We start from the raw sequence: 12,628 nt of genomic DNA on the forward strand, positions 1-12,628 counted from the left end.
TGTTGAAGGGTGGGTGGATGATCGTACCCCTCGTGGAGGCTGTCGCCGATACCTGCGGGGGCAAGGCCGGCGCACTCGGCGCGTTGCTCCGTGCGGGTCTGCCGGTTCCTGACGGCTTCGTCGTTCCGTTCGCCGCCTACGTCGCCGCTGTCCGCGACCTGGACCTCGGGCGGATCGCCGGCGAGTCGGACGATGTCCATGCGGCGCGGCAGACCATCGAGGCCCGCCCGGTCCAGGCCGCCGTGATCGATGCGCTGGGACGCGCGCTCGACGAGCTCGGCGATCCGCCCGTGGCGGTGAGGTCGTCGGCGGCGAGGGAGGACACCGGTCAGGCATCGGCGGCCGGTCAGCACGAGAGCTTCCTCGCCGTGCACGGAGTCGGTGAGGTCGCCGAGGCCGTACGTGCCTGCTGGGCCTCGCTGTTCTCCCCACGTGCCATCTCCTACCGGGGTGCTTCCGGCGGCGACGACCAACCGTCCGACGATCTTTTGATGGCCGTCATCGTCCAACGCCATCTGGACGCCGAGGTATCCGGGGTCATGTTCACACCCGCGGGCGCGAACGACGCGACCCGGATCGAGGCGTCCTGGGGCCTCGGCCCCAGCATCGTCGAGGGCAGGGTCACCCCTGACGCCTACCGCGTCGCCGAGGACGGGGCAGTCACCCGCACCGTCGCCGACAAACGGAAGCGCCTTGACCGGCGCGGCACACGACTCGTCATCCGCGACGTGCCCGCCGCTGCCCGGAACCAGCCGACGGTCGACGACGCGACCGCCACGCGGCTGGCCAAGCTGGGCGAACAGATCGCCGGCGTACTCGGTGGACCGCAGGACATCGAGTGGGCGATCGCCGACGGCCGCATCTGGGTTCTGCAAGCACGGCCGGTCACCGCCGCACCCCCACCACCGACATCGCCGTCCGGCGCCTCGGACATCCCGGCCGCCACACTCACCGGAACGCCGGGCAGCCACGGGACCGTGACCGGCACCGCGAGGATCGTCCGCGGTCTCGGCGACTTCGCGCGCGTGCGCCCGGGCGACATCCTCGTCTGCCCCTTCACCGACCCCGCTTGGACGCCGCTGCTGCGCATCGCCGCCGGGGTCGTCACCGAAACCGGAGGCGTGCTCTCCCACGCCGCGATCGTCGCTCGGGAGCACGCCATCCCCGCCGTCCTCGGCATCCCGAACGCGACGAGCAGGCTCCGCGACGACACCCTCATCACCGTCGACGGCACCGCCGGCACGGTCACGGCGGCAAACGCGTGACTGATCGCCGTCGCCGGGAGCCAATGCCGGAAGCCATTGCCGGGAATCGCACGCCGCCGACGTGGCGACGGTGCCGGCAGCCGCGACGGCACGGACCCGCCTCGTTCGCTGACGATGACCGCACCGCCAAGGCGACCTCACCGAAGCATCCCGCCGCAGAACCCACACGTACCGAATCGAAAGGAGACGGGGAAACGGGTCCGTGCGGGCCCCCGCCCCTAACTACGCATGACAACTCGACGCCTCTACTTGGCACGCCACGGCGCGGCCGACGCGTTTGGGGAACTCACCGACGTCGGGCGCCGGCAGTCAGGCCTGCTGGGCGAACGGCTCGCCCGCGTACCGGTCGACGCCGTATGGCACTCTCCGCTGCCACGCGCGGTGGCGAGCGCGCACGAACTCGCCCGCCATCTACCGGGCGTGCCCGTGACCGAGGCCGCCGAACTCGTCGACCACGTGCCCTACGTTCCCAGCGCGGCCGAAACGCCCCCGTCCTGGGCCGGCTTCTTCGACGGCTACGACGGCGCCGAGGCGGCCTCGGGCCAGAGGCTCGCCGAGGCCCTGGTCGCCCGGTTCGCGAAGGTCCCCGATGCGACCACGAAAGGGACCCAGCCCGACACGAACGAGGTCCTGGTGACGCACGCCTATCCGATCGCGTGGCTGGTGCGACACGCACTGGACGCGCCGCCATCCCGGTGGCTCGGGTTGAACAGCGCCAACACCGCACTGACGGTCATCGAGTACCGCAACGGCCTGCCGCCCACGATCGTGATGTTCAACGACATGAGCCACCTCCCGCCCGACCTGCGCTGGACCGGGTTCCCCGCGGGCATCAGGCCGTGATGTAGCTCCTGGGGCCCGTACGCGCCCCTCGGCTGCATGGCATCGCCGACGATCTCACCCAGCAGAGGCGGAGTGGTTTCGAGGCCGCAGCCTCGTCCTGGATGACCGTGATGCGGTCTTCGGCGTAGCCGCAGGGGCGCATCACGCCCCCGGAAACCTTCCCCGCTTCAGCGTTCTGCCCAGTGCGTCTATGCGCCGACACACGATCGCGTCGACATCCCCAGCCTCGATTTGCTACTTGAAGTAGTAAACTGACTGCATGAGTCTTCCTGAACCAGCCTTCCCGCCGGGGGAGGGGCCGGCGGCCAAGGTCAGTGTCTCCTTGCGAGCCGGCAACATCCGCGCGATCAAGGAGCGTGTCGGCGCGCGAGGGTTCTCGGCTTATGTCGACGCCGCGGTGGAACGCCAGATTGAGCGAGATCTTCTGGAAGAGGCCCTCCAGGCGAACGAGAACGAGAACGGCCCTATCCCGCAGTCCTTCAGAGAAGAGGCGCAGGAACTGTTCCGTAGCGTCAAGTCCGCGCCGGAACTGCAGGAGGAGCGAGGATGGCACGCGCACGAAGCAAGCTGAGCGCGGGGACGGTCATTCTCGACGCTGAAGGGCTATCGAAGTGGTGTGCCGCCGACCAGCGCGTCACTGCGCTCGTGAGAGAGGCGCAGAGTAACGACTTCCGTGTCGTCATCAGCGCGTTGACGCCTGTCGAGGCTTTCGACGGACGCGTGGCGAACGATCGTTTGCGCTGGCACCTGTCCCGGTTGAGAGTTGAGCCGGTGACAGAGGAGGTCTCCATCCATGCGCTGGACCTACTCCGTGAGAGTGGTCTCCATGGCCACAAGTATGCGATCGATGCCGTCGTGGCCGCCACGGCTCTTCGCTCCATCCGCCCCGTCATCATCCTCACTTCGGACGAAGACGATATGAGCAAGCTTTGCGGTAAGGCGGTCCGCCTGGTGCGCGTGTAGTGCCGATTGTCTGGGATCAGGCGGTGGGGGTGCCTCCCGCCTCGATGCGTGCGCGTACGCCTGTAGATCTGCGCCGCAGGCTCACGGCTGCACGGATCACGCCGTCATCGCCGTCGGCAGCACCATGTGAGGACCGGTCAGGATCCAAGAAGCCACGGCTGCGGTGGCTCCCTAGCATGGGATTCGTCCCCAAGTGAGACGCGTAAAGGGAGAAAAGCCGCGATGAAGGACACGAGTAAGACCGCCGAGAGCACCGCCTCGGCCGGCGAGACGTCCCAGGTCTTCACCGAGGAAGAGCGGGCCGCGATGAAGGAGCGTGCCCAGGAGGTGAAGGCGGCCGCTCGCCGCGGCTCGCGGGCGACCAGGGCGGACGGGGAAAGCGACGTCCTCGCGAAGATCGCTGAGATGCCGGAACCGGATCGCGTCTTGGCCGAGAAGGTTCACGCCATCATCAAGGCCGGCGCTCCGGCCCTCTCTCCGAAGCTCTGGTACGGGATGCCGGCCTATGCCAAGGATGGCAAGGTCGTGTGCTTCTTCCAGAGCGCGAACAAGTTCAAAGCGCGGTACGCGACGCTCGGCTTCAACGACAGCGCGAACCTCGACGACGGCAGCATGTGGCCGACCGCCTTCGCTTTGACGCAGTTGACCGCCGCCGACGAGGCGATGATCACCGCGCTGGTGCAGAAAGCGGTGAGCTGAGCACTTCGCTGCCCCCGCGTCCGGAGTGGACCGGGTGATGACGGCCGGCCCGACGGCGGAAAAGGAGAAGCCTCGGCGGTGGGTGAATCGCCATCATCATGAAGATGTCGACACCGAACCTGCCGTTCCGATGGGATCTGGTCCGCCGCGACCGGCTCGGCACCCTGCTGGAGGGCCGTCCCGAGCCCGCGCTGCCGTACCTGGACCTGCTGATCGAATGCGGCGCGAAGGTGCTGGCCCGCAGCGGCGACGGCGACGTGCACTTCGTCGGGCGCTCGGCCGACAGCGTCTTCGACCTGTTGTCGGGCGCACTGTCGGCCACCTCGCGACCCGAACGGGTGCGCCTGTTGCCGTTCTCCTACCGGTTGGAACGGCCGCTGCTCGCCCATGAGGTCCGCCAGATGCGGGCCAACCTGGAGGCCATGAGCCTCAGCCCCCGGCGGCTGGCCCGCCGCGGGAGGCCGCTCGTGCTGGCCGACCTGGTCCACGCCGGTTACACCTTCACCCACCTCTACGGCTTTCTCCGGGAGTGGACCGACGAGGAGCGCGAGTCCTGGGACGTCATCCGGCTCAAGCTGCGCTTCCTCGGCATCACCGCACGCCGGAAGACCAGCCCGAAGACCTGGCGCTGGTGGCAGGACGCGGCGTGGACGGCCGACCTGCCCCGCAGGAACATCACAAACGTGTCGATCCACCCGTACGTCTGGAGCTATCTGGGCGATGACCAGCACAAGCTCACGCCGTCGTTCCGGCGTACCCGGTGGGCGGACGAGGCGGTCACCGAGCCCCGGCACGACGACAGGACCCTCGACGCGCTCGCGGAGGCCGTCGCCCTCGTCGAGCGGGGTCGTACGTCCGCCGTACGGACCAGGATCGCCCGCCGGATGGCTGAGGAGCCCTCGTTCGCCCAACCGTGGCTGCGCTCGCTCGCCCTCGAACTGCGCCGTGGCAGGTCCTGACGGCCGCCGCCGCCAGAAGGTGCTCTCAATTGCACCGGCGGCGTGAGCACCGGCGACGCCGACGCCGTGACCTTCTGGGGCCTGGCCAGAAATCCCCGGGCCGCCGGACGGCCGGCATCGCCTACGTGGCGCCCTGACTCATCGTCGTAACGGTCGGGTCGTGGACCTGCCGATCCCAGGACATGGCCATCGGCTCGGACGGGAGGTCACCGTTCAGCAGGCGTTCCAGCAGATCGGCCAGACCGGCGGGAAGCACGCATTCGTCGGTGGCGTGCAGTTCGGGCACCGTCCACCAGCGGAAGACGTCCAGCAGGGAGCGTTCGTGCCTTTCCATGCCCGAGACATCCACCCGCAGGGGAGGGACGCGGAGGAAGAAGAAGGCGTGCCGTGAGTGCATCGGCGTGCCGTCGTTGCGGATCCAGTCGCCCGCGCTGGTGGCCACGACCGCTCCCAAGGCGTCGGGTGTGGTGTCGTGGCCGATCTCCTCGCGGAGCTCACGTGCGGCCGCGGCACTCGGCGTCTCCCCTGGCCTGATGCCGCCGCCGGGGGTGTACCAGGCGTAGTAGGGATCTCTGATGGACCGCAAGGCGCGATACAGAAGGATGCGATCGCGGTCGTCGACGAGCAGGACGCGGGCCGAGTCGCGCACGATCGGTCGGAGGGTGGGCATGGGCGATCCTTCCAGGTGACCGAGGGCGGCCTTGGTTCCTCGGCCTCGGGCGGAATGATTCACCGGACCCCGGCCGCCGGGGCTCAGGGGGCGAAGCGGGAGACGAAGCGGCGTTGCCAGGGCGTCTCGACGGCGCGGTGTGAGTAGTGCTCCCGGACGTAGGCGACCGCGTCGCGGCCCGGCACGCCGTCGAGTACGGCGAGGCAGGCCAGCGCCGTGCCGGTGCGCCCCTGCCCGCCGCCGCAGGCGATCTCGACGCGTTCGGTCTCCGCGCGCCCCCATGCTTCCCGCAGCGCGTCGGCGGCGTCCGCGCGGTCGGACGGCAGCCGGAAGTCCGGCCAGCGGACCCAGCGGGCCTCCCACGGGACGGGCGGCGGCTCCTGGCCGAGCAGGTACAACGCGAAGTCGGGCTCGGGCCCGGCCGGAAGCGGGCGGCGAAGACCCCGGCCGCGGACCAGCCGCCCCGACGGCAGCCGCAGCACACCCGCGGACGTGGGCTCCCATGTCGCAGACATGGTCGCGAGCGTAGCCCGCGCCTCCCGGACCGCGCCGCTGAATATCGGCCCTGAAATATCGGTACGCGTCGCGACTCGGCCGGGCGAAGGTGGTCGGCCACCGCGAACCGGGTCGATGCAGATCAGAACCATAGGTCAGAATCGATCCCGTGCAGTTCGGCATTCTGGGCCCGCTGGAGGCCCGGACGGGTGAGGGGGAGCCGGTCCCCGTCGGCGGGCCGCGGCCCCGCGCGCTCCTCGCGATGCTCCTGCTCGCCGCCGGACGGCCGGTCGGCGTGGACCGGCTGATCGACGGTCAGTACGGCGACGACGCGCCGGCCGGGGCGGCCAACGCCGTGCAGGCCCAGGTCTCCCGCCTCCGCCGCGCCCTGCCGTCCGGACTGATCGAGCTCAACGGCGCCGGATACCGGCTCGCGATCGACCCCGACGACCTGGACGCCCACCGCTTCGCGCGGCTCGCCCGCGAGGGACGCCGGCTCCTGGCCGAGGGCGACCACAGGTCCGCCGCGCGTACGCTCCGGGAGGCGCTCGCGCTGTGGCGCGGCCCCGCGCTGGCGGACGTGGCCGACGCGCCGTTCGCCCCGCCGCAGGCGGCCCGGCTGGAGGAGGCGCGGCTGGCGGCGCGCGAGGACCTCGCCGAGGCCGAGCTGGCCCTGCCCGAGGGCGCGTCCACGGCGGAGCTCCGCGCGCTCGTGGCCGCGCATCCGCTGCGGGAACGGCTGCGCGGGCAGCTCATGCGCGCGCTGCACGCGTCCGGACAGCAGGCGGCGGCGCTGGCCGTCTTCGACGAGGGCAGGCGGCTCCTCGCCGACGAGCTGGGCACCGATCCCTCACCCGAGCTGGCCGAGATCCACCTGGCGATCCTGCGCGGCGAGGAGAGCCGCGCGTCCGGGCCGGGCCGCCGGCTCCCCGCCCGGCTCGGCGGTTTCGTCGGCCGGTCCGAGGAGCTGGCGCGGATCGACACCCTGCGGGACTCCCGGCTGGTCACCCTGACCGGGCCGGGCGGCACCGGGAAGACCAGGCTGGCGATCGAGGCGGGCCACCGGCGGGGGCGGGACGCCTGCTTCGTGGACCTGTCCCCGCTCGACGACGGCGCCGACGTCCCGCGCGCGGTGTTGGGCGCGCTCGGGCTGCGCGAGACGGGGCTGCGCGCGCCGGCGCTCACGCCGCCCGACCCCGCGGAGCGGCTCGCGGCGGCGCTGGCAGACGAGGAGCTGCTGCTCATCCTGGACAACTGCGAGCACGTGATCGGGGCGGCGGCCGGCCTCGCCCGGCGGCTGCTCGACGCCTGCCCCCGGCTGTCCGTCCTGGCCACCAGCCGCGAGCCGCTCGGGCTCACCGGCGAGACGCTCGTCCCGCTGGCGCCGCTGGCCGTGCCGCCGCCGGGCACGGACCTCGACGAGGCGCTCGGCTACCCCGCCGTACGGCTGTTCGCCGACCGGGCCGCCGCCGTACGGCCGGGCTTCGCCATGCGGCCGGAGGTCGTCGAGATCTGCGCCGTGCTGGAGGGGCTGCCCCTGGCCGTCGAACTGGCGGCGGCGAGGGTGCGGACGTTCACCGTGGAGGAGATCGCCGCCCGGTTGGACGAGCACGGCCGGTTCGCGCTGCTGTCGCGCGGCGACCGCACCGCGGCGGCGCGCCACCGCACGCTGCGCGCGGTCGTGGAGTGGAGCTGGAGCCTGCTCGACCCCGACGAACGGGCGATGGCCCGGCGCTTCTCGGTGTTCTCCGGAGGCGCGTCGCTGGAGGCGGTCGAGCGGGTCTGCGGGCCCGCCGAGGTGCTCGCCGACCTGGTGGACAAATCCCTCGTCGAGGCGAGCGACGGGCGCTACCGGATGTTCGACACGATCCGCCTCTTCTGCGCCGAACGGCTGGCGGAGGCGGGGGAGGAGGAGCGGCTGCGCGACGCCCACGCCGCGTACTTCCTCGACCTGGCGGGGCGGGCCGAGCCGTGGCTGCGCAGGGCCGAGCAGCTCGACTGGGTGGCCCGGCTGTCCGCCGAGCGCAGCAACTTCGACGTCGCGTTGCGCCACGCCGTGCGGACGGATCCGGAGACGGCGCTGCGGCTGATCGGCGCCCTGGCGGCGTACTGGTGGCTGAGCGGGCGGCCCGGTCCGGCCGCCTCGGCCGCGCTCGGCCTGCTCGACCGCTTCGGAGCCGAGCCGCCGGCGGGGCTTGAGGAGGAGTACGTGCTCTGCGTGCTCCAGGCCGTACCCGACGCGCCGCCCGAGCAGTGGGCGCGAGCCGAGGAGATCATGGGCCGGCTGGACCACGAGCTGCGGCACCCGTTCGCCGCGGTCATGTGGGGGATGGTCGCCGGGCCGCCGGAGCATGCCTCCGCCCGGACCCGGCAGTTCGGCGCCGACCCGTGGAGCAGGGCCGTGGCGTCGCTCGGACGCGGGACGATGTGCGTGCTCGACGGCAGGGTGGCCGAGGCCGAACGCCGGCTGGAAGTCACCCTGGAGGGTTTCCGCGCGGTCGGTGAGCGCTGGGGAACGGCCCAGGCACACGAGTGGCTGGGCACGATCGCCGGCTGGCGGGGCGAATGGGCGCGGGCCAGGGAGATGTGGGCGCGCGCCCTCGACCTGCACGAGGAGCTCGGCGCCCTGGACGAGATGGTGGACGTGCTGTGCCGCCGGGCGGGCGGCCTGCTCCGCGAGGGCGACGCCGACGCGGCGGCCGCGGACCTGCGGCGCGCCGCCGAGCTGGAACGCAGGACGGGCCGGTCCCACCGGCCGGCCCTGATCGCGCTCGGGTGGGGGGATCTGGCCCGCCACCGGGGCGATCACGACGAGGCGCGCGCCCACTATACGAAGGCGCTCGACGGCGTCGCCCCCGGCACCTACGCGGGTGAGAGCACCAGGTTGCGGACGTTCACCGCGCTGGGACGGCTGGCCCAGGCCGGGGGCGACCTCGCGGAGGCCGGGCGCTGGCACGGCGAGGCGCGCGCGATCGCGTCCGAGATGCCCGCGATGGACGTCGCCGAGGTGGTCGAGGGACTGGCCGGGCTGGCCCTGATGGAGGGGGCGGCGGAGCGGGCCGCGTTCCTGCTGGGGGCCGGGGTGGCGCTGCGCGGCACGGCGGTGGCCGGCGATCCGGACGTCGCCCTGGTGGCCGCGCGGGCCACCGCCGCGATCGGCGCCGAGGCGTTCGCGGCGGCGTTCGCGCGCGGTGCCGCGCTCGACCGCGCGGGGGTGTGGGCGGCGCTCTTCTGACCTCGTCCGGCGTCCCGGACCGGAGGGCGCTGACGGCGCCGCCTCCGGCTGTCAGCGGCCTGTCTACGGGTTGTCAGCGCTCCCGGCGACGCTCACAGGCATGAACCTCACGAACAGCGACACGAACCTCCCGGCCGGAACGAACGGCATGCGCAACACGCGCGTCCTGATCTCCGGCGCCAGCGTCGCCGGTCCGGCGCTGGCCTACTGGCTCGACCGTTACGGCTTCGCCGCGACCGTGGTCGAGAAGGCCCCGGCGCTGCGCCTCGGCGGCCAGGCCGTCGACTTCAAGGGCGAGGTCCACCTCACCGTGCTGGAGCGCATGGGCATCCTGGAGGACGTACGGCGGCTGCAGACCGGCGGGACCGACCAGGAGATCGTCGACTGGAACGGCCGCAGGCTCGCGGTGATGCCCGGGGAGTTCACCGGCGGCGAGCTGGAGATCCGCCGCGGCGACCTGTCCCGGCTGCTGTACGAGAGGACGCGCGCGGCCGGCTGCGAGTACGTCTTCGGGGACTCGGTCACCTCGCTCACCGAGACCGCCGACGGCGTGCACGTCACGTTCGAGCGCGGCGCGCCGCGCACCTTCGACCTGGTGGTCGGCGCGGACGGCATCCACTCCAACGTCCGCCGCCTCGCGTTCGGTCCCGAATCCGACTTCGTCCGCTTCCTCGGGTACTACTACGCCCTGGTCGGCATCCGGCCGGGTTTCGGGAAGGTCCCGACGATGTACAACGAGCCGGGCCGGCTGGTCTCCACCGGCGGTCCGGCGGCCGCCGCCTTCTTCGCCTTCGCCTCGCCGCACCTCGACTACGACCGGTACGACGCCGAGGCGATGAAGCGGATCCTGCTGGACGCCTTCGCCGGGATGGCGTGGCGGACGTCCGAGATCATGGAGGCGGTGCGGGAGGCGGACGACGTCTACCTCGACTCGATCAGCCAGGTCCGGATCGACCGCTACAGCGAGGGCCGCGTGGTGCTGCTGGGCGACTCGGCGTACGGCAACACGCTGGGCGGGTTCGGCACCGGACTCGCCATGGTGGGCGCGTACGTCCTGGCGGGGGAGCTGGCCGAGGCGGGCGGGGACCATCGGGTCGCGTTCCGGCGCTACGAGGAGGCGTTCCGCGACTATGCCAAGATCGCGAAGAACGGCAACGCGGGTCCTTTCCTGGCTCCCCGCACGCGGCGCGGCATCAAAGCGCGCAACCTGATGTTCAAACTCGGCCCCCTCTTCTCGCTGATGATGAAGATGACCGACAGGTTCGCCACCAACATCACGCTCAAGGACTATCGGCCGCTGGTGCGCCGATGACCGAGTCCCGTGGGACGCGGCGCGCCGGCGGGGCCGTGTGTCCGGGGAACGGCGGGCCGGCGAGGCGGCGGGGCGGGGCGGCGGGGCGTCGAAAAAATCTTGAAAAGAATGTGCCCGCACTGTCGAAACGGCGCTCGCCCGTTCGATGCGTTGTCGAAGGGCCGGAAGGACCCGGCACACTGACAGGTCGCGAACGAAGGGAAGCCCGCCATGCGGTACATGATCACCCTCAAGGTCACCGCCCAGCCCACCACCCCGCCGCCCGCCGAGCTGATGGCGGCCATCGCCAAGCTGGGCGAGGAGGCGACCAGGGCCGGTGTCCTCCTCGACACGAACGGGCTGGCGCCGAGCGCCGAGGGCGCGCGGGTCGAGCTCGTCGGAGGGAAGCTGAGCGTCACGGACGGCCCCTTCGCCGAGGCGAAGGAGCTGATCAGCTACGCCCTCTACCAGGTCCGGACGAAGGAGGAGGCGATCGAGTGGACCTCCCGCTTCATGAAGATCCACCGCGACCTGTGGGAGGGCTGGGAGGGCGAGGCCGACGTCCTGCGCGTCTTCGGGCCGGAGGATTTCGCCCCGCGCGGCTGATCGCTCCGCGCGTATGGCGCGTCGCCGTACGACGTCCGCGCCGAGGCCCCCTGTGACGACATGTCACGCGGGACCTCGGCGGGGAGGGCCCGCCGGGACCGTGACCGGTGCGACCGCACCTGGTCAGTCCTCGTCGGCGGGCAGGGCGAAGAGCCGGATGTGCAGCGGGCGGGCGTCCGGCGGGGCGTCCTCCGCCCGGCGGCTGTACTTCATCAGCAGGGCGATGTAGGCGTCGAAGAACTCCTGGAACTCCGCCTTGGTCATGTGACCGAGACCCCGCGAGCCCTTCACCCACTCCGGATCGCGCCGGTACGCCTCGGGGAAGCGCTCGAACAGCGCGCGATCCTGCTCCATGCCGACCCGGTGGAACTCGGCGAGCACCGGACGGTCCTCCGGGGCGAGCTGCTCGGGCGTCGGCAGTCGCAGGTCGCGCGGCCCGGCCTTGCGCCACCAGCGCTCCCGGCCGGTCGAGCGCTCCGAGGGCTATTCGCTGTTCCAGCGGTCGTACTCGCAGCTCGCGGAAGACGCGCTCGGCGCCGTGGCCGCGCTGCGCGGCCAGCCGGGCGTCGACCCGGCGAAGGTCGGCGTCTGGGGGGTTGAGCGAGGGCGGATGGGTGGCTCCGATCGCGGCCTCGCGGTCGGAGGACGTCGCGTTCGTCGTGCTCGTGGGCGCGAACAGCCGGCAGCCGTTGCGCCAGCAGGCCTGGGCCGTGGCGGCCGGGCTGCGCAAGGCCGGGGTGTCGGGCCCGCTGGTCGACCGGACCGAACCCAACCTCTACCGGGCGCTCGCCGACGGCGGCATGTTCCCCGAGCCCTACTACGACCCGGCGCCGACCATAGCCGCCGTCCGCCAGCCGGTGCTCGGCATCTGGGGCGTCCACGACCTGCTGACTCCTCCCCGGGAGAGCCCGCGCGGGTTCGCCGCGGCGCTGGAGAAGGGCGGCAACCGGCGTTACGCGTTCCACTTCTTCGCCGGCGCCGACCACGCCGCACACGCGACCCCCGACGGCGGCGTCACCCGGCTTCCCGAACTCGCCCCCGGATACGCCGACCTGGTCGGTTCCTGGGTCCGCGACGCCACGGAAGGACGGGCGCCCGTCGCGCGCACATCGGGGCCCGATCCCGTACAGGAGAGCCCGACCGTGCCGGTGGACCCGCCGGGCTGGTGGGAGTCGGCGGCGGCGCAGCTCGCGGCCATGGTGCTGCTCGTCGTCGCGTTCGCCGCCTATCCCCTGGTCGCGCTGGTACGCCGGATGCGCGGCGGCTCGCGCGCCCCGGTGAGCCGGGCGGCCCGGTTGCTCAGCGCCGGCGGGCTCACGGCGGCGCTCGGGTCGTTCTCCTACCTGTTCTATCTGGTGATGACCGGCGGCAAGCTGGCCGTTCCCGGACCCGTGCTGGCGGGCCGTCCCGTGATCTGGCTGGCGTTGCAGGCTCTCGCGGTGGCCGCCGTGGTCGCCGCGGTCCTCACCGCGCGGGCCTGGCGTCGGGCCCGCCGGTCCGTGCCGCGAGGGGAGCGGGCACGGCTCGGCCTCCTGCTCCTCGGTGGCCTGGTGTTCGTCCCCTGGGCCCTCTACTGGGGTCTGCTGCTTCCCTGACGGTCCA

The 12,628-nt window shown here is 72.3% G+C and carries 13 protein-coding genes; 10 read left to right on the forward strand and 3 right to left on the reverse strand.

The genetic code is table 11. The annotated features are described in order from the left end of the window. Window positions 1-17: 17 nt before the first annotated feature. The 6 genes from AWQ70_RS23625 to AWQ70_RS40200 all read left to right on the forward strand — a co-directional run bounded on the left by AWQ70_RS23625 (window position 18) and on the right by AWQ70_RS40200 (window position 4,729). Complete coding sequence (locus tag AWQ70_RS23625) at window positions 18-1,265, forward strand: PEP/pyruvate-binding domain-containing protein (protein ID WP_067179752.1); 1,248 nt, start codon at window positions 18-20, stop codon at window positions 1,263-1,265. 228 nt (window positions 1,266-1,493) lie between these two features. Beyond that, a complete protein-coding gene (locus tag AWQ70_RS23630) occupies window positions 1,494-2,108 on the forward strand; it encodes a histidine phosphatase family protein (protein ID WP_067179756.1) in 615 nt (204 codons plus the stop codon). Between the two features lie 259 nt (window positions 2,109-2,367). Continuing rightward, window positions 2,368-2,679 carry a hypothetical protein gene (locus AWQ70_RS23635; protein WP_067179759.1) on the forward strand — a complete coding sequence of 104 codons (312 nt, stop codon included), beginning with the start codon at window positions 2,368-2,370 and terminating at the stop codon, window positions 2,677-2,679. Continuing rightward, window positions 2,655-3,071, forward strand: coding sequence for a PIN domain-containing protein (locus tag AWQ70_RS23640; RefSeq protein ID WP_067179762.1), 417 nt, complete (start codon window positions 2,655-2,657; stop codon window positions 3,069-3,071). The genes AWQ70_RS23635 and AWQ70_RS23640 overlap by 25 nt, the downstream gene beginning before the upstream one ends. 222 nt (window positions 3,072-3,293) lie before the next feature. After that, a complete protein-coding gene (locus tag AWQ70_RS23645) occupies window positions 3,294-3,770 on the forward strand; it encodes an iron chaperone (RefSeq protein WP_067179766.1) in 477 nt (158 codons plus the stop codon). Between the two features lie 104 nt (window positions 3,771-3,874). Continuing rightward, complete coding sequence (locus tag AWQ70_RS40200) at window positions 3,875-4,729, forward strand: hypothetical protein (protein WP_245647117.1); 855 nt, start codon at window positions 3,875-3,877, stop codon at window positions 4,727-4,729. Between the two features lie 121 nt (window positions 4,730-4,850). Here the strand turns inward: AWQ70_RS40200 and AWQ70_RS23655 are convergent, their stop codons facing one another. Continuing rightward, entirely contained in the window at window positions 4,851-5,399 is a 549-nt protein-coding gene (locus AWQ70_RS23655) for an NUDIX hydrolase (RefSeq protein WP_067179770.1), read from the reverse strand. Between the two features lie 83 nt (window positions 5,400-5,482). Then, complete coding sequence (locus AWQ70_RS23660; RefSeq protein WP_067179774.1) at window positions 5,483-5,914, reverse strand: protein-tyrosine phosphatase family protein; 432 nt, start codon at window positions 5,912-5,914, stop codon at window positions 5,483-5,485. A gap of 149 nt (window positions 5,915-6,063) precedes the next feature. Between AWQ70_RS23660 and AWQ70_RS23665 the strand changes: the two genes are divergently transcribed. The 3 genes from AWQ70_RS23665 to AWQ70_RS23675 all read left to right on the forward strand — a co-directional run bounded on the left by AWQ70_RS23665 (window position 6,064) and on the right by AWQ70_RS23675 (window position 11,026). Then, entirely contained in the window at window positions 6,064-9,129 is a 3,066-nt protein-coding gene (locus tag AWQ70_RS23665) for an ATP-binding protein (RefSeq protein ID WP_067179777.1), read from the forward strand. Window positions 9,130-9,229: 100 nt separating this feature from the next. Further along, window positions 9,230-10,441, forward strand: a complete 1,212-nt coding sequence (locus AWQ70_RS23670) for an FAD-dependent monooxygenase (RefSeq protein WP_245647118.1) — start codon at window positions 9,230-9,232, stop codon at window positions 10,439-10,441. 210 nt (window positions 10,442-10,651) lie between these two features. Beyond that, window positions 10,652-11,026, forward strand: coding sequence for a YciI family protein (locus AWQ70_RS23675; RefSeq protein WP_067179780.1), 375 nt, complete (start codon window positions 10,652-10,654; stop codon window positions 11,024-11,026). A gap of 123 nt (window positions 11,027-11,149) precedes the next feature. Here the strand turns inward: AWQ70_RS23675 and AWQ70_RS23680 are convergent, their stop codons facing one another. Next, entirely contained in the window at window positions 11,150-11,407 is a 258-nt protein-coding gene (locus AWQ70_RS23680; RefSeq protein ID WP_067179784.1) for a hypothetical protein, read from the reverse strand. Window positions 11,408-11,640: 233 nt separating this feature from the next. Here AWQ70_RS23680 and AWQ70_RS23685 point away from each other — a divergent pair, with 233 nt between their 5' ends. Further along, entirely contained in the window at window positions 11,641-12,621 is a 981-nt protein-coding gene (locus AWQ70_RS23685; RefSeq protein WP_157530305.1) for an alpha/beta hydrolase family protein, read from the forward strand. Window positions 12,622-12,628: the final 7 nt, after the last annotated feature.

It is taken from the genome of Microtetraspora niveoalba (assembly GCF_001570405.1).
In the GTDB taxonomy this organism is placed as follows: domain Bacteria; phylum Actinomycetota; class Actinomycetes; order Streptosporangiales; family Streptosporangiaceae; genus Microtetraspora; species Microtetraspora niveoalba.

Coding starts and splice junctions, on each gene's coding strand:
- AWQ70_RS23625 (WP_067179752.1), top strand. CDS start 18: ATGATCGTACCCCTCGTGGAGGCTGTCGCCGATACCTGCGGGGGCAAG.
- AWQ70_RS23630 (WP_067179756.1), top strand. CDS start 1,494: ATGACAACTCGACGCCTCTACTTGGCACGCCACGGCGCGGCCGACGCG.
- AWQ70_RS23635 (WP_067179759.1), top strand. CDS start 2,368: ATGAGTCTTCCTGAACCAGCCTTCCCGCCGGGGGAGGGGCCGGCGGCC.
- AWQ70_RS23640 (WP_067179762.1), top strand. CDS start 2,655: ATGGCACGCGCACGAAGCAAGCTGAGCGCGGGGACGGTCATTCTCGAC.
- AWQ70_RS23645 (WP_067179766.1), top strand. CDS start 3,294: ATGAAGGACACGAGTAAGACCGCCGAGAGCACCGCCTCGGCCGGCGAG.
- AWQ70_RS40200 (WP_245647117.1), top strand. CDS start 3,875: ATGTCGACACCGAACCTGCCGTTCCGATGGGATCTGGTCCGCCGCGAC.
- AWQ70_RS23655 (WP_067179770.1), bottom strand. CDS start 5,399: ATGCCCACCCTCCGACCGATCGTGCGCGACTCGGCCCGCGTCCTGCTC.
- AWQ70_RS23660 (WP_067179774.1), bottom strand. CDS start 5,914: ATGTCTGCGACATGGGAGCCCACGTCCGCGGGTGTGCTGCGGCTGCCG.
- AWQ70_RS23670 (WP_245647118.1), top strand. CDS start 9,230: ATGAACCTCACGAACAGCGACACGAACCTCCCGGCCGGAACGAACGGC.
- AWQ70_RS23675 (WP_067179780.1), top strand. CDS start 10,652: ATGCGGTACATGATCACCCTCAAGGTCACCGCCCAGCCCACCACCCCG.